This is a genomic window from Halobacteriovorax vibrionivorans (assembly GCF_003346865.1).
In the GTDB taxonomy this organism is placed as follows: Bacteria; Bdellovibrionota; Bacteriovoracia; order Bacteriovoracales; family Bacteriovoracaceae; genus Halobacteriovorax_A; species Halobacteriovorax_A vibrionivorans.
Window position 1 is genome coordinate 58,090 of record NZ_QDKL01000004.1, and the last position, 23,520, is coordinate 81,609.

Below are 23,520 nucleotides of genomic sequence, written 5' to 3' on the forward strand. Positions count from 1 at the left end.
TTAACATTTACCTAATCGTTATTTCAGAATCTTTATAATCAATATTTAAATCTTTAGATTCTAAGTCATGAGACATAATCTCTTTTGACAGCGGTCTAGTTACAAGTCGATTAAAAGTTGAGGCAAGTGGCCTTGCACCATAATCTTCACTATAACCTTGCTCGTTTAATCTCGCTCTTACACTATCAGAGATATTAACCTTCAGTTTACGTGCAAGAAGCCTCGAGTTTAATTCTTTGATCTGCTTATCAATTAGTGAATTCATAATTGAGCGATCAAGAGGATTATAATCTAAAACTGCATCAAGACGGCCTAAAACTTCTGGCTTAAATGCATGTTCAACATTCTTAGCATTTGTTGTTAGAAGAATAATTGTGTTTTTAAAATCAATCGTTCTTCCTTTATTATCAGTTAACCTCCCGTCATCAAGGATTTGGAGTAGAATATCTCCAAAGTCACGATGGGCCTTCTCGATTTCATCAAAAAGGATAACAGAGTAAGGGTGGCGTCTGATAGCTTCAGTTAAAACACCACCCTCTTCGTAGCCGACGTAACCAGGAGCGGCACCTATAAGCTTACTAACAGAATGTTTTTCACTATATTCTGATAAATCAAAGCGAATTAAATTATCTTGTGTATCAAATAAGAATTCACACAATGCTTTTGCTGTTTCAGTTTTCCCAACACCACTTGGACCTTTTAACAAGAATGAGCCTAATGGACGAGACGGGTCTGTTAGTCCAGCATGAGAAGTAATGACAGTATCAGCAATTTCTTGTAATGCTTCATCTTGTCCAAAAACACGTGACTTTAAAAAGCCTTCAAGTTGAAGAATTTGAGATTGTCTCGACTTTAAGATCTTCTCAACAGGAATTCCCTTTTGTCTTGAGATAACCATTGCAATATCTTTAGTTGCAAGAATCCAGTCATGATGACAAGACTCTAACTCTTTTTCAATCTCAGGTAGTCTTGAATACTTAATCTCACTAGCTTTTTCATAGTCTTGATTTCTTTCTGCTGCTTCAAGTTCAAAAGTTAAACGGTCACGCTGATTCTTAAGTTCAGAGACTCTTTTAAGAGAGAGAACTTCATCTTCCCATTTTGCTTTTTGTTCATTGAACTTATCTTCAAGCTCTTTTATTTCAGAGCTCAGTTTTTCATTTTCCTTATCAATTTGAGCATTTACTTTCTTAGAGCGTATCTCTGCCTCTAGCTCTACTAACTTAGCAGGCATGGCCTCAGCTGAAAGCTTTAGAGCACTTGCAGCTTCATCCACAAGGTCGATGGCCTTATCCGGTAAATTCTTATCAGTTATATACTGATCAGAGAGTATCACTGAATTAAAGATGGCCTCATCAGAAATTTTAATACCATGGTGAATTTCAAGCTTATCGCGTATCCCCATTAAAATTTCAATGGCATCTTCTTTTGATGGCTCATTAACCGGTACAGCTCTAAATCTTCTCTCAAGGGCACTATCACCTAAGATATATTTCTGATATTCTTCATCAGTTGTAGCACCAATACAATTTAGCTCCCCTCTAGCAAGGGCCGGCTTCAGAAGGTTGGCCGCATCCATTGCACCATCAGTTTTACCTGCACCAACAAGTTGATGGATCTCATCAATGAAGAGAATCGAAGTGGCTGCATTCTTTTTAATATATTTTAAAAGCTTTTGTAGTCGCTCTTCAAACTCTCCGCGAAACTTAGTTCCGGCCATTAGAGCTCCCATATCAAGAGCATAAACAGTCTTTCCTTCTAATACATCTGCAACCTTGCCTTTAACAATCATCTCAGCAAGACCTTCAACAATAGCAGTCTTACCAACACCGGCAGGCCCTACAAGAACCGGATTATTCTTTCCACGTCTTCCTAGGATCTCCATTACCGCACGAATTTCTTTTGAGCGGCCAATAACTGGATCAAGCTTACCTTCTTGTGCCATTTCATTAAGATTTGTTAAGAATGATGGCACCTCATCTTCCTCATCACCATCAAAGTTTTGGGAGAAAATGGTAGGGTCAATATTTAAGCTTGGAAGAATCGTAATGATATTCTTTAGTAAATCTGTCTCTGAAATTTCCTGGCGTCCACTCTGTATTGCATTAGAAGATGCAAGAGTTAACCACTTACTGAGTCCAGCAGTCGGTCTTATATTATCAAGTGCCACTTCACTTGATGCCTGAGGAAGGCGATCAACTTCTGTCTTAATCTCTTTCAGTTTATTCTTAAGAGATCTTGAAGAGAAAGAAGATGGATTCTTCACTAGTCCATAGGCAAGATGCCATTCGGATAGTTGAGTATTCTTCTTTTCCATAAGAAGAGTTTGGGCAATGTCCAAACTTCCTGCAACGATTGAATCGTACTTATTCATAAAAATCCTCCGCGTAAATTTTGGGCATAAACACCTAAAATTATGAGGTATTTTTCCCCTTCTATAAATAAGATGGGAGCTCATTTATAATTGTCAAGGTAACCAATTAATTTTTTTTCGTAATAAAAAGAGTGTTTATGTATAAAACTTTTATCCAATTTTTCCTTATACTTTTAACTATTTGCAAAGTTCAAGTGCTTGCAAATGAAATCGTCCCTCTCGACTTAAGTACACCTAGAGCGACAATGAATTACTATCTCAAGAATATGAAGGCCTATAAACTAGGAAACAACCTTGGGCTAGAATATGCCATAAAGACTTTTGATGGTAGTTATCTTCCGGAATCAGTTAGAGAAGTTAAACTTAAAGACTATGCTCAAACGTTGATAACGGTTCTTGATCGTATTGAATATATCGATGTAAAGAAAATCCCTAAGAAGCCTAATACAGATATTTGGTACTACCGCAAATCTAAGGTCCATGTTGATGGTGATGATCATCAAGTCGAAATTTCTTTACAGAAATTTGAAAGAGATGAGAAAATTGTTTGGCTCTTTACTGAAGAAACAACGAAATCACTATATCACTACGACTTATCACTTAGAGGAAAACAAACGGCCAAAGACGTTGTTTACAGTAAGTCCATAAAAGATCGACTTAAAGAGTATCTTCCTCCATGGACATTTCATCAAAGATTTCTTCTTTTAAATATCCATTGGATTCTATTAATTATAATTACTCTTATAAGCTTTGTTTTTGATCGTATTGTACGTCACTATATTGCAGTTAAAGCAATTTCAATCCTAAAAAAGAGAAATATAAGTTTTACTGAAAAACAACAAAACAGACTGACTGCACCTTTTGGAATTGTTACCTTTGTTTATATTTTTAAAACATTATGTACATGGATTGATTTACCGACTGACGCTCTTGTTCTTATCATAAAAGCCTGTGACATCATTTTTGCTGTCGCGATGATTATGATCTTAAACGAGCTACTAACGGTCATTTGTCTCTACCTAGAAGATAAGGCCCGTGATACTGAGAATAAATTCGATGATATTATTGTTCCCCTTGTAAGAAAAACTGCAAGATTCTTTATTTTTGCTGTTGGTATCATTTTCATTGGTGATGCACTAGAGCTGGATATGAAATCCATCCTAGCAGGTATGGGAATTGGTGGTATTGCTTTTGCTCTTGCAGCAAAGGATACAATTTCAAATCTCTTTGGTTCATTCACAGTATTATTTGATAATCCATTTACTATTGGTGACTGGGTTAAGATCAATGATGATATTGAAGGGATTGTAGAAGAAGTTGGAATGAGATCAACTCGTATTAGAACATTCTATAATTCAGTTTTATCTGTTCCAAATGGTACTCTTATCAATGCAAATATCGATAACCTTGGAAGACGTCGTTATCGTAGATTTAATACAAACTTAGGTATTGATTATGCTACTCCACCAGAAAAAATTGAAAACTTTTGTGAGAGTATAAGACAAATCATCATCGCTCATCCATTTACACGTAAGGATAACTTTCAAGTATATTTTAATGGAATGGGTGCAAGCTCTCTTAATATTCTTGTTTATATGTTCTGGGAAGTTCCATCATGGGATGACGAATTACATGAAAAACATAAATTTCTATTAGATATTTTAAAAGTTGCAAGAAAGCACGGTATTAACTTTGCCTTCCCTACTCAAACTCTACATGTACAAAAAGATCCAGGTGTTACTTATTCACCTGAAGAAGTTAACTTTGAGATGTCCAAACAAGTTGCTAAGTCACTTGAAAATGAGCGTTGGCACGCACCAAATCGTTCATCTATTGATCGTTTAAAGTAATTCTATATTGGCCTTAGGGTTAAAACCTTAGGGCCAGATTTCTTAACTAAATCAAAGTTGAAAATCTGATAACGATATTCATCATTAAAAAATCTTTCTCTTTGGTTATCGTAGTATGGCGATAACATATGTCCAGAATTACCAAGAGGTAAGATGCCATATGAAAGATCAACATTAGCAAAATCAACAAGGCGTCTCGTACTTGGCCCAGTCACTGGAGTGTGGCCCTTATTACATTTTACACGCCTGATATGGTTAATACTATTGATTGAGCCATTTGCTTCATACGGCCCATGAGAAAAAATCTTTGCTAAGAATTTATTCTTTTCAAACGGATGAACGAATTTAAGTTTGTGAACACGGCCCCATCGCCATGTACTAATATCATCACCAAGTAATCCTTTAAGGTAAGAAACCGTTGACTTAAATGCCATCATCAAAATATCGTCACGGCCTTCAATTGGTGCTGTTTTTTCAATATCCCACCAAAAGTCATCAGGCCTTTCTAGCAATCTGTAATAATAAGTCCAAGAATTAATGGCCTTACAATAATTCAGATAATTATCGCCCATTTCATCCATTAGAAGTTTTCTTATTCTGATATTCATTTCATGAAAGATCGTTGGCCCAACTTGATCCTTACGTGAATGACCTTTCCACGAAAGAAGTGTCTCAAGTGCCTTACTTTCATATTGCGATAATTTAGAATTCTTAGCGGCATTTCCTATAAGTTTTAAAAGAGTTGCATTATGACTACTAAAGCTAGCTGTTTGTACCATCTTCTGAGAGTCGATATCCCAATTCTTACGTAACTTAAGAGATTCGAGAATTGTGTTGTAGCGATTATCAGAATGCCAGCCACCACGATGATGAATCCCTTCCTTTATCGTTTTTGGAGCATCATTGGCCGAGACCACAAAACCATTTTCTGGATTTATCTCATGAGGTTTATCATCGAAATCATAAGCTCCTAAGATCTTACGATCAGCACTTTGTACAAGATCAGACTCAAAAGGATGAGATCTATTATAGCTATCACCCATAACTAAACGAGCTACATTTCCCTTGGCATCAGCATATACAATATTAAGCCCAGGTGACTTAACAATACTTGTTGCTTTTTTTATCTCTTCAAAACTTTTAGCGCGCCCTAGCCCATAGAAGCCTTCAATTGGCTTATTACCTAGTTGAAAAAAACTAAAGTGTGCTGCTATATTCTTTGAATCCTTATTTACTGTTTTTACAATTTCATCAACAACAGGGCCTTTTTCAGACCACTTAAGGTTAAAGTTAATAGGAGTCGAACCTTTTACTTTTATGACAGAATTTTCAACACGAACAATATAAAAATCATCGTCTAATTGATAAAGATCCACATCATCTGTATAGCTAATTGTTAATCCCCAACCGTGATTACGATTATGTCCCATTCCAGGGAAAGGAATCATTGGAAGAAAATGGCCATACATATGAAAATCTTCTTCTTCATTTTTAATATTGGCCTCATACCAAATATTAGGTGCTGAAAACTTAATATGTGGATCACTTGCTAAAATTGGCTTACCTGATCGAGTTTTATCCCCACTTATGGCCCATGCATTAGAGCCTGTGAAGGTACCAATCCCTTCAAGAAGATCATCGTAGTCAATAAATTGAGCTTCTACGACACGACGAAGACGATGAGATAAATCAACTTCATTATTTGCAAAGAGATATTTTAAATCACGGTGTTTTACGTCGGCCATGATTTGTTGATAAGCAATCTCATTTCTCATAAATGGAGAAAAGCTATAATTTAAATAGACAAAGACACCATAGATATCTTCTAGATTAATTTTCTTAGGCTTGATTCCAAGTATAAAATATTCAATCGGTCGAATGCTGTTTTCTAAGTAATAATTATAACCAGCGATAAATGATTCGAGATCTTTGCGAACGACAGGATCAAGATTTGTAAGAATATCATTGCGTATATAGCTTGAATTGAGAGTTCTAAATAATTTATCAGCAGCAACTAAGTCAGGCCCAAGAATTTCAGAAAGTCGTCCTTGTCCTGCGCGAGCAATTAGCTCGTATTGAAAAGCTCTATCACTTGCCATTGAAAAGCCAAGTGCATAATTCATATCATGTCTTGTTTTAGCATCGATATGAACAACACCTTCGTGGTCACGATAGATTTGAACTTCATTATCGATATCACCAATTTTTAAACTTCCTTCCATAACTGGAAATGAGCCTAACAAGAGGAAGTATACAGTAGTTATTAATAAGAATACGGCCCCAAGTAGTGATAAGATAATTTTTTTCATAGTTAACTCTTAAAAAGTTTTTTCTCTTTAACGTGATCAGCAACGACTTTTGGAAGCTTATCTTCCCAGCCTTTTTGATCTTTTTGAATCATTTCAATAACTGTACGAGACCAAATACCTGATGATTTGAAATCAAATCCCTCTAAATCAACGATGAGTCCATTATCTCTTAGGTACTTAACAAGATACTCAAGAGTTGGATCGTATTTAACATCAGAGAAGCCTAGACGATTATTTGCATCATTATCATCGGCACATGGATATAGAAATAATTTAGTATTAAGGCCAAATAACTCACCAAGGCCACCTAAGATCCCATATGAAGTATCTTCATAGTGCTTGATATTTAGAATTTCATTTAAGTTATATGTATTTGTAATAAACGCAATTTGGCTTTTAGAAATTGGTTGTAGAAATTGATTAAGTTCAAAGTATGATGCGAAATTAGTAATAAGAACTTTTTGCTTAAGTTTTGTAAGTAGATCAACTCTTGCTAAGAAGTCTGCATTATCGATTGCAGAGCTTCGAGATAAAAGCTTTGACATCGAAATCTCAGATAACGTCACAACGTTTTCACATTTTTCAGTAGTACACAAATGTTCACGACCAACTTTAAGGGCATCTAAATTTCCTTTTGTCGGTGGCCTAAAAGATCCTCTAAGAACCACTAGAGGCTTTCGATAGAGATAATCCTTAATTTGAACAACACTTCCATTCTCATCAAACATAACTGCAGATGTGAATTTTCTTTTTACAAGTTCAAGAGAAAGTATTCTTGGATCAAGGCCTTCAAATGCAGGGCCACGTACATCAATCATATCAATCAACAAACGACTTGTAGAAAGGTTATCCATAAGAGATGAAACGAGTCTTGATGTATCATTTGAATTATAGAAACAGCTGTGAATCATATTCACACCTAAGAAACCAACGGCCTCTTGTTGCTGTAGGTTTTCTTGATCTAACATTTTAACGTGAAGAATAAGGTCAGAAGGCTGCGCTCCTGGAGCGTGTTGAAAACGAACACCTAACCAGCCATGACATTCACCTTTGCCAGAATAGCTCTTTGCGGCCACTGTATCGGCAAAGCAAAAGAACTTAGTTGAGTCATCGCGTGAGTCCTTTAGACGATCATATGTTTTTGAAAATTCAGTCTCAAGCATTTTATTCAAACGACCTAATGAAACATAACGCTTTGTCTCTTCAATCCCATAAATTGAATCAGAGATCTGCATATCATAGGCCGACATTGTCTTTGCAACAGTACCAGCAGCTCCACCTGCTCTAAAGAACTCTCTGGCCACTTCCTGACCTGCCCCAATTTCGGCAAAGCTTCCATAGACAGAGTTGTCGAGGTTAATTTGTAGTGCTTTTTGTTTTGCTGATAGAATCTGGCAAAAATCCATGTGTAATCTTCCTTAAACTTGGCTTAAATAATTGAAATCTTACTCATATAATACCAGTTTAAAACTTCAAATGGCAAAGTTAGGACACAAGAAATCAGCAATTGTGACAAAATAATTTATCCTAAAAGCAATAAAATGCGTTGGAATTGGCCAGTAATTCCCGTTATTTGGCAACCTTGCTAAAAATTGACATGAATTTGTCGATATGAACAATGAAAGGATGATACAATATCCTTAAGAAAGGAGATGGAACTATATGTGGATTCCAGTAATTATTGTCGGTATTTTAGTAGGAATTGCTTCAGTCAAAGAGAAGCAGGCCCGCGAAAAAAGAGCAAAGGCCTACATCCCTATTAAATCAAAAAACTAATTCTTGTCATTAATTCTTAGCAAAATTAATCGCACACTCTTTTGCAAAATAAGTCAAAATCATGTCACAACCTGCACGCTTGAAGCTTGTTAGCATTTCAAGACTTACAGCTTCGCCATCTATCCAGCCTTTTTCAGCTGCGGCCTTAACCATGGCATACTCGCCAGAAACATTATAAGCAGCAACTGGAAGATTCGTTCTCTCTTTCATTTTTGCAATAACATCAAGGTAGCTAATTCCTGGTTTCACCATAAGAATATCTGCACCCTCTGCCTCATCAAGTTCAATCTCTCGTAGAGCTTCAGTAAGATTAGCAGGGTCCATTTGATAAGTTTTCTTATCACCGGCCTTAGGTGCGCTATCAAGAGCATCCCTAAAAGGTCCATAGAATGCCGAAGCATACTTGGCCGTATAAGACATGATTTGAGTTTTATGAAAGCCTTCACTATCTAGCGTTTCACGAATATGTCCAACTCTTCCATCCATCATATCACTTGGGCCAATAATATCACTTCCGGCCTGGGCCTGAGATAGTGCCATAGCAGAGAGAATATCTAAGGTCTCATCATTTAAGATTTCGCCAGTTTTTTCACAAACAATACCATCATGGCCATCGCTAGAATACGGATCCATCGCAACATCTGTCATAATTAGCATATCTGGACATGCATCTTTTATATCTTTAATTGTCTTTTGAAGAAGTCCATTAGGGTTCTTTGATTCAGTAGCAAGACGATCCTTGATTGAATCATCTAGGGCCGGAAATAATGAGACGCACTTAACACCAAGATTCCATAGCTCTTTGACCTCTTTTACAATTAAGTCGCGACTAAAACGACTAATTCCTGGCATTGAATCAACAGGAATGATCTGATCCTTACCCTCTACAATAAAAAGAGGCATAATTAAATCATCAACTGTTAAGATCGTTTCACGCATAAGAGATCTCATTGCGTGGTTTTTGCGATTACGACGAGGTCTAATATTATTTAAATACATATATTATAATCCCATTTGTAACTTAGTTTTATATGCGAGAGCATACATGGAAATTTGCTTAATCATACTTGATAGGCCGTTAGCACGTGACATTGATAAGTGCTGTCTTAAGCCGATCGTATCGAGAAAGTCTGGTTTCGTAGCAAGGATCTCATCAGGAGTAGCATCTGAGTAAATCCCAATAAGGATTGAAACAATACCTTTAACAATGGCCGCATCGCTATCTGCTTGGAAAATAACCTTACCATCTTTTAGCTCAGGGATAAGCCATACTTGAGACTGACATCCCTTAACCTTATATTCTTCTTTATATAATTCTTCAGGCAGTGCAGGCATTTTCTTTCCCATGGAAATAATATGCATGTAGCGGTCTTCCCAATCATTGAATTTATTAAACTCTTCCACAAGAGCATCAACTCTTTCTTGAATTTGCACAATAGGCTCCTTACCTTAAGGGTCTTTTAATATGGCAGGAGTTTAGCACTATTTAGATGATGCGTGAAGCAAACTCCAGCATTTTTTCGATTTGCTCAGCAATATGATCCACAAGATTTTGTAGTGCGATAAAGAATCCATAATTACCAACCTGATTGGTAATCATTGCAATCATAGACTCCAATAAGTCTAGATAAGGCTCTAAACCAAGCTTTTTGATAACAAGTTCAATATAATTGGCCACACCTTCCACGTCTTTACCTTCATTTGTTACTACATAGAGAGGATTCTTAATTGATGCCACGTAAACTCCTTAATTCATCATTCTTCTTTAATCTTATCATATAGACTATAAACTCGCTTCATTCCACGAATCAATTAAATTTGCGATTTTATTAAATTGTTCATGAAGCGGGCGATATTCCTTGGAATTATAATCATAAATAGACTTCTTAGCGGCCTGTGACTTTACGATTTGGGCCTTATTAAAGAATGGAGCAATATACTTATCGTTGCCAGTAACTTTACGAATCAGTTCCTTAATCTCGTGTAGATCACTCTCCTCTTGCTTACGTCTTGAGTCCATAAGATTTGGTATATGAGTGATAATTTCAGGAAGTTCTACTAATTCCATATCCTCGATATCCCCAAGCATGCGATAAAAATGCTCTAGGCCCTTCATTGAAAAATCATCAGGTCTAAATGGAACAATCACGCCATCGCTTGAGCAGATACTATTAACCACGAGAAGTCCCAGAGTTGGAGGGCAATCCACAAGAATATAATCATATCGTTTTCTAAGTCCGGCCTGTTCAATATATTTTTTTAGAATAGTTTGTCTTGGGGAGTTAACTGAAGCAACACAGAGTTCAAAACCAGAAAGCTCTTGGGCCGAAGGAAGAAGATCGACACCCGCTTCAGTCTTGTAAACGACATTTTCAAAAATTACACTTGTATGCATCTGCTTTAATTCTTTAACTGTATTCAAAAGAAGATTAAAAATACTTTTCTCATTTTCTTCTCTTCCAAAAAGATAGGACATATTGGCCTGAGGATCCATATCCACGACAAGAACTTTATGACCCTTTTGAGCTAAAGCATAGGCCGTGTTAAAACACATCGTCGTCTTTCCGACGCCACCTTTTTGGTTTAGAAAAGATATGACCTTCCCTTTACCCTTATCATCAAGTTTTTGCTTATTTCGCCCAAAGAACATACTTCCCCCAATATGAATGTAAAATTCTTGGAAAGTATAACATAATTTTATTCAGAGACATACTGATCAGGGTCAATTTCAACAACACAGCGAAGGCCGACACGTGACGTTCTTGTTTCATCAGGATAAAGCTCGACTGTGTAGACACCACTTGCGTTAAGACGAGTGTAATCACCACCACTTACCATTGCTCCTGTTGCAACATTTGTGTATTCATTGAAGAAGCCATCATCATGGAGCTGTGAGTTAGTAAGTCCAGCACTTGAACCAATACGAAGAGTGTACTTCTCTAAAAGAGAATCGGCCGTGGCATTTCCATAGGCAGAAGTCGTAATAGGCATACCAAAGACGTAATTAAAATAGCGAGAACTATAGTATGACTGGTCTTCAAATAAGAAATTATCCAGCTCTCCCTCACAAGGAAGAGATGCGTCACTATCTTCACATGGCCCTATCGTATTATCCATTACATAATTTGCACTACCTGATCCATAAAGATCAGTATCAACAGATAAAATACTGGCAAAGTCATACGTAAAGTCTGCAGCATTAAATGTATAATCTGTACTAGAAATCTCTGCAATATTTCCAACAGCGTCTTGAATACCAAACATTGAAGTACAAGTTTCAGTAAAAGATGATCCTGTATACAGGGAGCGAATTCCAGAAGAATAAGTTCCAGGTATCGAGTGAACATCTGATGAACTGAGGTTATCAATATCCATATAAGAGCTATCAAGCCCACTTGCTAGAGAAGAATTACACTTACTTGATGAATTTAAAGAAAGACCTCTTTCAATTTCTTCAATTGAAGAATCAGAGATATTTCTTACATCCCAGGCCGAATAAGCGATTTGCTCATCACGTGTTGGCAGTTTGAAAGTCGTTCCAAGATTATAACCTGTAATTGCGTGTGTATTTGTCATGGCCGTACATGCAGCTGCCGCTTCGTCCATATCGACATTTGTAAGAGGAGGTAGATATGACTGAGAAGCTATAGCACTATCGAGAGCTTGGCCTGTATAGTCTAACCAAGTTGAACCACCATTGTTTACCTTACATAGGCCAGAGTTTCGCTCATAAAAGATATCACCTACATTAGCAGCAGAAACACCGACAGCGGACTGACCAACACATTGTCCATCCGATGTGCTACAACCAGTTTTTGTATATGGGCACCCCATTTCAAAACGAGGAACGATTAAATCTTTGCCAAAGTCATATACTGTATATCCAAGCGTTGCATTATTTGCATCACCAAGACCTGCATATTCACAAATATAGTCACTATCTATAAATGGTGTCGAATGCATCATTGTACAAGCTTTCTTATTAACCATCCAACGGTGAACAAATGCATAATTTTCAGCAGGTGCAATAACTCTCACCTTTGCAACTTTATTATTTGTTGTAATTTCTAATTCTTCTGTTGCACCTAATTGATTTGTATAACTAAGTACCGGTCTAACTTCATAGATATATGTATGATTTGGTACTGGTGCAAGACGTGAGTTTTGACCATTATCAACATAAGTCGTTGAAGATGTAATTAAGTTGCGATTAATTGGCTTATTATAATTAAAGCTATTCACCATTCCAGCTTGCTTGCGATAAACATTATAACCTTGGATTGCCCCAGAAGTGTTTACTGTAAAGTCTTCCCATTCCAGAGTTACTTTTGATGTTCCGTGATAAGGAATCCAATCAGAACCATCAGAATAAAAACAATCTGTTCCAGTTGTTGGCTCATAAGCTGTGTTAAATAGGAACTTACCTTTATTCTCACTTGCAACAAGAGTTTCCGTTTGAGAATTAAAAACAACACTTACAGAACCTGTTGCTGTGTCATCATATGTTACATCACCAATACAACTTCCACTTCCTAGATCGTCACAAGTTGTTGTTGGATCATCTAGGATTCCACTAGTTGTATATTGGCGATTAACTTCACTAATATTACAAGCTACTTGCTTAGAAATTAAAACCCAGTCAGAAGGTGTTGTACCTGTTGAATAATAACACTGGTTTGAAGATGTACGATAAACTGCTCCGGCTACATCAGGTGTAACTGAACCACTTGGATCAGATGCACCATAACACTCCTGACCGCTTTGGCACTTCGTTAATGAGTGAGAGCATGTAAAGCTATCTTCAACTCGAACTCCATAATGATTAACTTTTGTTCCAATCGATTTAATATTGGCCCAACCATTGTGTGTAATTGTCTGAGGCTCAACTCTTACATTAAAGCTTATTGTTGTACGTGGAGTACCTGTTCCATTGTCCACAATATCAAACGAAATTGTAGACTCTCCAAATTGAGAAGAAGTAGGAATCATTTTAATTCTTAATTTTTCGTTAGCAGAAGCACCACTATTAATAATTCCACCACTTGGTCCATTAACAGAGATATCATTGTAATTCCCATCTAAGTTTACATCTTTTAGGAAGTAAATATTTGCAGGATTAATTAGAACACTATTTGTAGAAGTAATATTTTCAACAACAATATCTTGAGCGGACTCATTTGCAATAGATCCACCTTCACTCACAATGACATTATCAATTATTACATTTTCTTTTTCACCAATGACAACATCACCAATGTAGCTTGCATTTTGGTTTCCATTATTTGTCGCAATTTCCCATGACGCCGTATTTGAAGATTCATAACAAAGACTATTTGTGCGATCATAGTAAATTACAGGATTTGAAGCCGTGTGAGATGTAGGATTAAAACTTGGTGCTCCCTCTCCAATACAATCGTTAACTCCACATTCAGTGCGTCCTTCTCTCCTATTATATTGAGAGTACTGACAAATAACTGGAGCATCAGAAGTTTCAGTAACAGTTACATCCAGAGTAGATATAGTCGATTCTGCACTTGCAATATCTCTTACGACAAATTGAAAATTATCAGGTGTTCCAATAACACTATTGGCACTATTTCCATTAATTGTTGTATATAAACAAGTAATGTCACCACTTGTATCAATTGCACAATCACTAATTGTTCCCTCACTTCCTGTGACACTAGAGTTACCGGCCATTGTGTTAACACGTGTAGCTCCGTCTAAGAAGTAGACTTGTAGACCTGTAAGAGAATTATCAACATCAGAAACTGTTCCAAGATTAATTGTTTCAGAAACAGCATTCCAATCCGTTGACTCATCCATTGTATGAGTAAATGTACTACTTGAAATTACTGGAGGGTCATTTTTAGCATTAATTACAATAGTAATATAGCCTGTAGAATGAAAAGTTGGTAGGCCATCAGCAATCTCATACTCTACTGAGAATGTACCGTTAGCATCACCATCAAAAACAATATTACATAAGAAGCTATCATCTACGGCAGCTGGTGAATCACAATTAGAGCTTTGGATATCAGGGAATGCTGCAAGATTCTTAAGACGATATCTTAAATCAGAAGATAAGAATCCACCATGACCATCATCACTAGCAGTTGGAAAAGAAAAATAAGCTGTCGTCGTCGATGAAGGCAATCCAGAGTCATCCTCATCTACAGTTATAACAAGAGAGCTTCCCGGAACAGGATCATCGTCAACAGCATTTATTAAAGCACTGGCAACACCTGTATTTGAATATTGCCCATTAGCATAAATTTGATATTCAACTAAGTCTTCTGCAACTGTATTAAAGTAATCCTTATCCGTTACAATATTTAACGTACACTTACCTAGTGAACATGTACATGTGACATTTGAGTTTTGAACGCTTGCGTGTATTGAAGTTGCACTACAAAATGTTGCAAAGTCTCCATCGTAATCAAAATACCCTGTTAATGGATTTTCATTTACTTCGCTGTCAAATTCGAAACTAATAACGTCATCTTCGTTTACTGTAGCAGTTCTTGTTGAAGTGATTCGTGGTGCTTGATCAACGTTTGTTACATCAATATAAATACGAGAAGTCGCACTATCACCATCATCATCTGATAAGTAGAGATCAACAAAAGTTGAACCATTTGTATTTCTAGATGGTTCAATATCAACAGTACAAGTACCACTTGCACATGCACATGTTGCTCCTAGTGTTTTTAATCCAGGAGTAACTGACTCAGGAGTATTTGCACCTGTAACTGAAGCATTTAAAATTGCTCCTACAGTTGGATCTGAGTTAATTGCATTTGTAATTTGAAGTGATGTTGAAAAACCAGAATCAATTTCAACAGTGATTGTATTACCAATAATTGAAGCTGTTTCCCCACCAGAGATAATTGAAGGATTATCGACAATTTCAAAAAATAAAGTTGGGTAATTTATAGAGTTTTGCCAAGTATTAACTTTTTCAATAGTAACAGAGCCTACTGTTAAGCTTTGATTAAGCCCTGTTCCACTATCAACAACTGTACACGAAGTTGGCACACCATTATTTTGATCGGTATATTCAACTTGATAACTAGTTTTAACAGTGTTTTCAACTATTGTAAGAGCATTAGTCGTTACTACTGGGGCTTTGGGAGAAACATCAAGAACACACGTGCGGCGAACTTCATCAAAGTAATGGCCATCATTACAGTTTGCCTGCTTTAGTGAATTCATCTGCGGAGTACAAGAAATTAGTCCCGCAATAAATAATGTTAAGATTAAAATTCGATTCATATCTTTCCCAAATATCCCAATAACTTATCGCCATTTAAATTCTTTACTTTAAAGAAAGACTTACGTTATTTCAGTATTATAGAAGATTTCCTCTTCAGAACAGAAAAGATCGTTTTTTCAGATACTTACATAGACACGATTAAGGCAAATCGCCCAAATACTCTGGCGAAACGCTCAACTACTGACAGAACTCAAAGTTCGAATTTAGGCTACAAAGGGCCTTTTTCATCTGCTTATTCTCATCTTTAAGCTCTTTAACTTGATTTTTTAGGACCTCATTATCTTCTTTTAATGAAGCAATTTGACGAGTGTTTTCAATTACACTTTCACTCATTCCTTCACTCATCGTTTTATACATATCAAGATTCTTATCCAACTCTTTTACCGCTTCAATTAATGGAGAAACTAAAACAGCATAATCCACGGCCAGCCATCCTTCACTATTTTCAATAACGGCCGTAGGAAATTGTCTTTGTACATCTTGAGCGATAACACCAATAGAATGCTTGCCAGGAGAAACAGACTTTTCATTCCAATCAAATTCAACTCCATTTAAGGCTTTAATTTTATCTAAGGCATTATCAATATTGACGACATTATCTTTTAATCTTTTATCTGAAGTACAATTTGTTGCACCAGCTCCGCCACCAAGAGTACAATCAGTTGAGCCTTCAACTCTTAAGTTTCCAACGACATGAAGTCTTTCAGTTGGAGCAGCTGAGCCTATCCCCACATTACCAGTGCCCATAATTTTCATTCTTTCTGCGTCATCTGTATAAAAAGATATCGGTAGAGCTGAAGTTACACTTCCTCCAGTATTAATATTACCGAGGTGAATTCCTGTTGAATCATCAACTAGAATTTCAAAGTTATCATCTGTTCCACCTTTAAAAACAACTTCATTTGATGCACCTGTTGCAACAACGCGATCACTTGCAGTTAAGACTCCAAAAGTCGCTGTACTTGAACCAGTGATACTGTTGACAGTAATTGTATCTGCTGCAAGATTTCCACCTGTAATAGTGGCCCCTCCAGTAAGAGAAGCAAGTCCTGAAACAAGTAGTGTTCCACTAATATCAGCATTACCATTATTGTCTAAAAGACCTGTATTAGTGATTCCTCCCTCAGAAACAAGAGAATCAACTGTAGCAACGGCATTCACATCAATCGTATTATTAAAAACTGACGTTCCACCTTGAGTTAAGCTACCAGTCATTGAAACATTTGCAAAACTAGATGTACCAGCTACTGTTACATTATTATTTATTTGTGTATCACCACCTACAACTAGTGTATTTGTCGACCCATCAGCAATTGCAGAGTTTCCAACAAGAAGTCTACCATCATGAGTGAGAAGCATATTTTCTTGTAGAGTCGATGTTGTATTTGCAGTTGTAGAAAAACTTAATTGAGTACCAAGGTTTGTTGCTGAAAAGCCTTCAGTTGCAGTTGCTCTAATTGAAGCACTATTAGCGATACCTGTACCGACATCTCCACCAAAGTTGAATTGTCCAAGAACATCACCAGAGCCAGTATTTGCTGCTGCTGTCGTTGTTCCTCTTGAACTTGCAAGATTTATTGAAGATTGATTTCCACCATAAGAATAAAACTGTCCAACAGCATCTGCTGCATTACTTCTCACATCAAGTTGTGCTGTTGCAGTATAATCACCAGAATTTGCACTATGGCCAAATGATAAGTAACCATTCTCATCATAGATTACATAATCAGAAGTTACAGATTGAAATGCCACATCTCCTGTACCGCTTCCACCACCACGGATAGTCGTCGTTCCAGTATTTGTCATATTAGTTGCATTTACATTTGTTATACCTGAACCATCACCTATAAGAGCTGCTGCAGTGATAGTGCCATCAACATCAAGATTTGTTGAAAAACGGCCATTACCATAAGTTTCAAAAGTATATGAACCAGAAGGTGTTGATCCGATACCAACTTCTCCATCCATTGAAATATAGAGTTCTGCATTATTCCAGAAGTCTGGATCTAGACTCCCCTGACGATCAACATCAATGAAGAAATACTCTGCTTGGTCTTGATTAGTATTTGTCGTACTAAAAATTCCCATCGTAGCATTCTGTTCCTGTCTTAAACCAAAAGACATTGCTCTTGACCAATTAGATGTAATTCCAAAAGGAACATCACCACCAATATTAAATAGAATACTATCTTCTGCTGTTGCAGGGTTTACTGTTGCACGGCCTAAATTAAACTTTGCAGGACCTGCTACCGGATTCTCCGAGATCGTTACTTGTCCAGTACCAGTGCGAAGAATATCTGATCCACTGACACTCCATGGCCCAACATATGAACCACTTCCTGATTGAAGATCCCACTTTCCAGTAATGGAATTAAAACGAATAATATCACCTGCTGTATAGGTTTCAATATTTCCATCACCATTAAGATCACCTGTTACAGGTGCAGCATCATTGACGACATAGAAGTCACCATTATTTAATCCACTGATTGATGGTTGTGTAATACCTCCACCTGGATCAACTTCAATACGGCCTAGGTAATTACTACCTCCCGTATAATTAACAGCAACCCAAGAAGTTCCATCATATTGAAGGACCTGGCCAGCTGAAGAAGCACCAAGCGAGCTTAATTTAGAATTCGTAATACTTCCGTCTTGAATTTTACTTGTAGAAATTGAATCATTTTGAACATCAAAACTAATACTCGTTGTCGATTGTCCAAAAGCATCAGTTATCACTAAGTCATAAATGAAGCCACTTAAAAGCTTCATTCCATTTGGTACTGATAATCGAAGTGTATTATTTGATTTAGATAAAATATTAAAATTGATAACTTGAGGGCCATATTTTGACTTAACTGAAGTTACTGTCGATAAATTAGTACCATTAATTGTCATTTCATTATTTGATACCTCTATTAAAGACACCTGATGCCTTTTTGAAATATCAGTCGTATCTGATGAATTAACGTCACTACGCCCTGTGTTTGTCGTAGGAACACAAGCAATAAGCGACATAATCATGAATAGAAATACTAAATGGTTTACTTTCATATATATAAATCCCTAATTTCATATCGGAGATTAATATTCAAAGTTAAATCTTATTCTAAATAATTAATATTACTGTATCAATTATCTCGGATAACAATAGAATAAAGGAGTATTTTTCAATGATTTCTTAAAGTTGGCTTTAGTAATAAAATATTAATATGAACGCTCATAGTAGAATATTGCAAACCATCCTTGCCATTACCCTCACTCTTGGACTCATTGGTAGTGCAAAAGCTGAAAGTAAACTCAATACAAATCTCGTCGTTGTTCAAAATGTCGCAAACGATGGCCTATCATTTGTTATTCGAAAAGGTAGACAAGACAATATTGTAAAAGGACAAAACTCTCTTTTTTCAAGTCGAAATATCTCATTTACAGCAAGGGCCATCTCCATTTCAAGTGAATACTCCCAATGGATTGTAAATGATAACAAAATTAAAGTTCCATTTGAAAAAGGCCAAATTATCACTGTTAACTACTCTCCTGAAAGAGTCTGGTTAGAGATCCCAAAAATTATGGGAGATAAAAAGTACCAACAGATGCTTGCAAAAGAAGAAGCTTCTTTAAAAGAAAGACAATATCAAAAATACGATAATCGATTTGAATTATTCTATGCCAAATACCAAGGCTTAAGTGAATCGACGACAGATAGTTCAAATAATGATGGAACTAGAGTTAGCGACAGCTTTCGACTTAACTACGCCATTCCAATTAACCAAATGTTTCAAACAATTCTTGGTGCAAGGTATGACGTGGATCTTCTAACCCTACTAAATCCAAATGTAGAGCAAGAAACAAGAAGAATGCTTGCCACTGCAGGTTTAAAAATAAACTTTTCAAATGATTGGAGTTACCGATTTAGTTACTTTGTTCAACTTAGTGCTGGCTTTGGCCGCTCAGAAACTCTTATCCAAAATACAGCAAGGACAGGAACGGCCTTAGTTCTTCCTTCAGTTGGTCTTGGCCTAGAATACAAGGTCTCAACAAGCCAGTCCTTAATTTTCAAGTTAAACTTTGATGCAATCCAAGCAAACGAAGCTTACGCTGACGGCTTTGAGCAGTCCACAGACCTAACAATGTTAGGACTTAGCGTAGGTTATGCTTTTTAAAAGGATTATTTCTTAGAGTCACCTTCACCATCGTGAGGAATTGAAGGTTTAATGATCATCTCCATAATATATTCGATAAATGACTTCTTTGCGCTTACTTTATCTGCGGCCATAGCTGAATGAGAAATTGAAGTAACAATTAAAACTGTAGCAATAAGTAGTTTCATCTAAATCCCCTTCTAGGAAATATTCATTATTTATAAGATCAATAATTATAGATAAACATATAAAACACGTCTTGTCACATTCGTAAAAATAAAAAAGGCCCTCATTTTCAGAGGGCCTAATTTATTTCAAATTTTAAGTATTTATTACTTCTTAGCTGGGCCTTTTACTTCAATAAGCTCAACTTCAAAAGTAAGAGTTGCTCCACCTGGAATTGAAGGAGGTGCACCTTGGTCACCATAAGCAAGCTCAGATGGAATAACTAGCTTAATTTTTCCACCTTCACCAATTAATTGCATCCCTTCTGTCCAACCTTTGATAACACGGTTAAGTGGGAATTCAATTGGCTTATTTCTCTTATATGAAGAATCAAATTCAGTACCATCTCTTAAAGTACCTTTATAGTGAACTTTAACTGTATCAGTTGGCTTAGCTTTCTTGCTAGAACCAGCTTCAATGATCTTATAAGCAAGACCTGATTCAGTCTTCTTAGCTCCTTCTTTTGCAACGAACTCTTCTAAGTACTTTGCTCCAGCTTCTTTCTCACCTTGAGAAACTTCACTCATTCTCTTGTTTACGATATCTCTAAATTTGAATGCAAATGTTCTAGTATCAACATCTGTCTTCTTTTGTGAAATACCATCGCGTACACCTTGAACAAGGTTAGCAATTTCTTTGTCAGTAAGTTTAAAGTCCTTAAACCTTTGTCCATAAACATGTCCAACTGAATAGAAGATTTTGTCATTTTCAGTTTCTGGTTTAACTTCAGTATTTTTACTACATGAAATAAGGAGAATTGGCGCAATTGCCAGCGTTGTTAATAATTTCTTCATTTAACATCCTTTGTATAATTCTTTGAAGATTCCATTAATATTTAACTAATAATATAAATAGGTTAAATTGCTTTAGTCTGGTTTTCAAGCCTTAAATATTTTCATCCATTGCCTTATTTGCCAATAGGTCACAATGCTCATTTTGAGGATGGCCACTATGCCCTTTTACCCAACGAAATTGGAGATTAGAAAACTTCCCCGCTATTTCATCAAAACTTTGCCATAATTCTATATTTTCTGGAGTTTTCTTGTCAGCTTTTTTCCAACCGCGAGACTTCCAACCTGGTACCCACTTTGAAATACCATCAACAACATATTTTGAGTCACTGTAAAGAAATGCAGCGTGTGATAAATCTAGGCCTTCTTCCTCAAGCTCATTAGCAAGGGCCTTTAGTGATTCAATGGCGCCTGTAAGCTCCATTCGATTATTAGTCGTTTGAAATTCAAATCCAGAACTTTCAAAAAAGACAACGCCATCTGGTCTTTGTCCCATTGCTCCCCAGGCACCTGGACCAGGATTTCCACGACATCCTCCATCACTATAGACAGTGTAGGCTCCAACCGCTTCCATAGGCACGCTAAAACCACTAGGATCACTTGAAACTCCAGTGTCAACTTCCTCTAGTAAATCTACGCTCTCTCTTAATTGGGCGATTGCATCATGATCTTCTTGTGTGTCTAGAACATTTTCTAAATAATCGAGTGTCTTTATAATTACATTTTTCTTCATATTTTCTTTTCCATATCCTTTTAAGGCCCTAAGTATAAAACTTCATTTACAAAAAAGAAAACTTCCACCACAATTTCTTTATGAAATTTACGAAGCTCGAGTCTGGAAAATCAGTTAATAATCAAGAAATCACTGCATTTCGTAACGAAATAGATAGTGATCGCTATATTTATCTTATGGCCGGCGTACACGGTGATGAAATTGAAGGCGTACACTGCCTAAAAGAATTATATTCATGGCTTAAAGAACAGAGTGAAGAGGCCATAGACCTACCGCTTGTGGTTATTCCAATTGTTAACGTTGATGGTGTTCAAGCTGGTACTAGAGTCAATGCTAATGGTGTCGATCTAAATCGAAACCTACCGACGGCAAGTTGGGACCCTAATTTTGAACAAGATAAGTATAATCCAGGCAAGGCACCACTTAGTGAGCCTGAAAACCAGTATTTAGATAAATTATTTAAAGAATACCCACCTGCATTTATTCTTTCCATCCACTCTTGGAAGCCAATTATTAATTATAATGGTGATTGTAAAGATGTGGCAGAGCTCTTGGCCAAACATAATGAATACCCTATAGCAGATGATATTGGATATCCGACTCCAGGGTCTCTTGGGACATATGGAAGCATCGATCTAAAAGCTCCTGTTCTTACATTTGAATGTCCTACTGTGGATACAGGAATAACTGTGGAAGAGGTATGGCAAGAAAATGAAAAGGGCTTTAAAGCAATTTTAGAAGAGCCTATTCTTAAGCGCTTCCTCTAAATTTTTACTCTTTACCATTTCTTAAGCTTCCTTAAACAATCTTAAGTCAATTTCGATGGCGGCGACTCCGTTAATAAGACATACTCAGAATACAGAGACAATGCATAGCATTAATCCGTGTTTATTTTGGTTTAGTCTCATTTAGGCCCATATATCCCTCATAATCCCTCTCTCTTATTTTGGGCCTAGGTGTAACGGAGGCCGTAATTCTTCGGCCTCCCTTTTATCAACTACTTACAATTATTATTTAGCATATTTTGTGATCATTTTTTTCACAATGCATGTAGTTTTTCCAAAAAACCCCTATTTAAGCCTCATTTCGATAATATTGCATAAATGGTCGAACCAGTTCTTACTTGAACAAATGGCATAGTAATTGCATCAAGTATTGAACCTAATTCATTTTCAGGACGAAGAAAAGGAGCCAAAGTGACACTAAATAAGTGTATGTCATTAATTTTACTATCGGCAGTTGCAACATCAGCGGTGGCGCAAAGTAGTACCGGTAGCATCGAAAGTGTCAAAAAAGGACCTAATACGGCCAAAAGTTGGACAGCTAGAATAGACTCAACAGTTTATCGTGACCTTCTAAAGACATCAGAAGCGGACCATACAAGTGGTATGACTAATTCATTTCGCTTTAGTTACGCAACAGATATTGGAAGCTTCACATTTAAAACATCAATGAGTAAGAGCTTTGTTGATGAAAGAAAATCAAATATCAATGATTCATCTTTCTCATATTCAAGAAAAGCTGCAAGACCATTTGAAGGAGTTGTTTCATTTGGAAGTATCTCAGCAGGTATACCAACAAGTAAGGTTTCAAGAAGAGCAACTAACCTAAGAACGAAGCTTTCAATAAGTGAAGGCCTTTCAATCTCAGATAGTGTGACGAGAGTAAAAAACTTATCAGCACTTCTGATCTTAGCTGCTTCAAAGAACTTTCACGAGTATAAGACTTCACTTTATGGTACATCGAATACTTCATATTCTGTGTCTTCGATTGCGTACTTAACATATTCATTTACTGACTCGTTTTACTTAAGTCTTGGTGGAACATATGCCAAGGGTTGGACTTACGAAAATAATACAAAAGACCTCTATTCATTTTCACAATCAATGGGATATAGCTTCTCGCCTACTTATAACTTAGAAGTTGGGCATGAGTTCGGAGGAACTCCTCTTTCACCAGATGGGAAAGATGTTGAGATCGACCTATTTGATGAAAGAGAGTCATCAGTATACGCAACACTAACAATAAAAATATAGAAGAAAGA

Annotated in this window: 16 protein-coding genes; 4 read left to right on the forward strand and 12 right to left on the reverse strand. The window is 36.6% G+C overall.

Features of this window, described 5'->3' with window-relative positions:
• Nucleotides 1–7: 7 nt before the first annotated feature.
• On the reverse strand, nucleotides 8–2,374 hold the full coding sequence (locus DAY19_RS14800; protein ID WP_115363866.1) for an ATP-dependent Clp protease ATP-binding subunit: 2,367 nt from the start codon (nucleotides 2,372–2,374) through the stop codon (nucleotides 8–10).
• A gap of 245 nt (nucleotides 2,375–2,619) precedes the next feature.
• Here DAY19_RS14800 and DAY19_RS14805 point away from each other — a divergent pair, with 245 nt between their 5' ends.
• Nucleotides 2,620–4,224, forward strand: coding sequence for a mechanosensitive ion channel family protein (locus tag DAY19_RS14805; protein ID WP_158536929.1), 1,605 nt, complete (start codon nucleotides 2,620–2,622; stop codon nucleotides 4,222–4,224).
• Between the two features lie 2 nt (nucleotides 4,225–4,226).
• On the opposite strand, the gene DAY19_RS14810 is transcribed toward DAY19_RS14805, so the two are convergent.
• The 8 genes from DAY19_RS14810 to DAY19_RS14845 all read right to left on the reverse strand — a co-directional run bounded on the left by DAY19_RS14810 (nucleotide 4,227) and on the right by DAY19_RS14845 (nucleotide 18,639).
• Nucleotides 4,227–6,533, reverse strand: coding sequence for a penicillin acylase family protein (locus DAY19_RS14810; RefSeq protein WP_115363870.1), 2,307 nt, complete (start codon nucleotides 6,531–6,533; stop codon nucleotides 4,227–4,229).
• Nucleotides 6,534–6,535: 2 nt separating this feature from the next.
• A complete protein-coding gene (locus DAY19_RS14815) occupies nucleotides 6,536–7,939 on the reverse strand; it encodes a TonB-dependent receptor (protein WP_115363872.1) in 1,404 nt (467 codons plus the stop codon).
• A gap of 379 nt (nucleotides 7,940–8,318) precedes the next feature.
• Entirely contained in the window at nucleotides 8,319–9,308 is a 990-nt protein-coding gene (gene hemB / locus DAY19_RS14820) for a porphobilinogen synthase (RefSeq protein ID WP_115363874.1), read from the reverse strand.
• Nucleotides 9,309–9,311: 3 nt separating this feature from the next.
• The gene (locus DAY19_RS14825) at nucleotides 9,312–9,743 is read right to left on the reverse strand and encodes a SufE family protein (protein ID WP_115363876.1); all 432 of its coding nucleotides are present in this window, start codon (nucleotides 9,741–9,743) and stop codon (nucleotides 9,312–9,314) included.
• Nucleotides 9,744–9,795: 52 nt separating this feature from the next.
• Entirely contained in the window at nucleotides 9,796–10,047 is a 252-nt protein-coding gene (locus DAY19_RS14830) for a hypothetical protein (protein WP_115363878.1), read from the reverse strand.
• Nucleotides 10,048–10,092: 45 nt separating this feature from the next.
• Nucleotides 10,093–10,959, reverse strand: a complete 867-nt coding sequence (locus tag DAY19_RS14835; RefSeq protein WP_115363880.1) for a ParA family protein — start codon at nucleotides 10,957–10,959, stop codon at nucleotides 10,093–10,095.
• A gap of 47 nt (nucleotides 10,960–11,006) precedes the next feature.
• On the reverse strand, nucleotides 11,007–15,584 hold the full coding sequence (locus tag DAY19_RS14840; protein WP_115363882.1) for a hypothetical protein: 4,578 nt from the start codon (nucleotides 15,582–15,584) through the stop codon (nucleotides 11,007–11,009).
• 178 nt (nucleotides 15,585–15,762) lie between these two features.
• On the reverse strand, nucleotides 15,763–18,639 hold the full coding sequence (locus DAY19_RS14845; RefSeq protein WP_115363884.1) for a tail fiber domain-containing protein: 2,877 nt from the start codon (nucleotides 18,637–18,639) through the stop codon (nucleotides 15,763–15,765).
• Nucleotides 18,640–18,797: 158 nt separating this feature from the next.
• Here DAY19_RS14845 and DAY19_RS14850 point away from each other — a divergent pair, with 158 nt between their 5' ends.
• On the forward strand, nucleotides 18,798–19,748 hold the full coding sequence (locus tag DAY19_RS14850) for a hypothetical protein (RefSeq protein WP_133296995.1): 951 nt from the start codon (nucleotides 18,798–18,800) through the stop codon (nucleotides 19,746–19,748).
• 5 nt (nucleotides 19,749–19,753) lie between these two features.
• Here DAY19_RS14850 and DAY19_RS15285 read toward each other — a convergent pair whose 3' ends face one another.
• The 3 genes from DAY19_RS15285 to DAY19_RS14860 form a co-directional block, all read right to left on the reverse strand.
• Nucleotides 19,754–19,915: a hypothetical protein gene (locus DAY19_RS15285; protein WP_158536930.1), complete on the reverse strand. Its 162-nt coding sequence runs from the start codon at nucleotides 19,913–19,915 to the stop codon at nucleotides 19,754–19,756.
• Between the two features lie 144 nt (nucleotides 19,916–20,059).
• On the reverse strand, nucleotides 20,060–20,746 hold the full coding sequence (locus DAY19_RS14855) for an FKBP-type peptidyl-prolyl cis-trans isomerase (RefSeq protein WP_115363888.1): 687 nt from the start codon (nucleotides 20,744–20,746) through the stop codon (nucleotides 20,060–20,062).
• Nucleotides 20,747–20,837: 91 nt separating this feature from the next.
• Nucleotides 20,838–21,317 carry a ribonuclease H family protein gene (locus DAY19_RS14860; protein WP_115363977.1) on the reverse strand — a complete coding sequence of 160 codons (480 nt, stop codon included), beginning with the start codon at nucleotides 21,315–21,317 and terminating at the stop codon, nucleotides 20,838–20,840.
• Nucleotides 21,318–21,556: 239 nt separating this feature from the next.
• Between DAY19_RS14860 and DAY19_RS14865 the strand changes: the two genes are divergently transcribed.
• Complete coding sequence (locus DAY19_RS14865) at nucleotides 21,557–22,243, forward strand: M14 family murein peptide amidase A (protein WP_115363890.1); 687 nt, start codon at nucleotides 21,557–21,559, stop codon at nucleotides 22,241–22,243.
• Nucleotides 22,244–22,672: 429 nt separating this feature from the next.
• Nucleotides 22,673–23,512 (forward strand): hypothetical protein, encoded by an 840-nt coding sequence (locus tag DAY19_RS14870; protein WP_115363892.1) that lies wholly within the window; start codon nucleotides 22,673–22,675, stop codon nucleotides 23,510–23,512.
• Nucleotides 23,513–23,520: the final 8 nt, after the last annotated feature.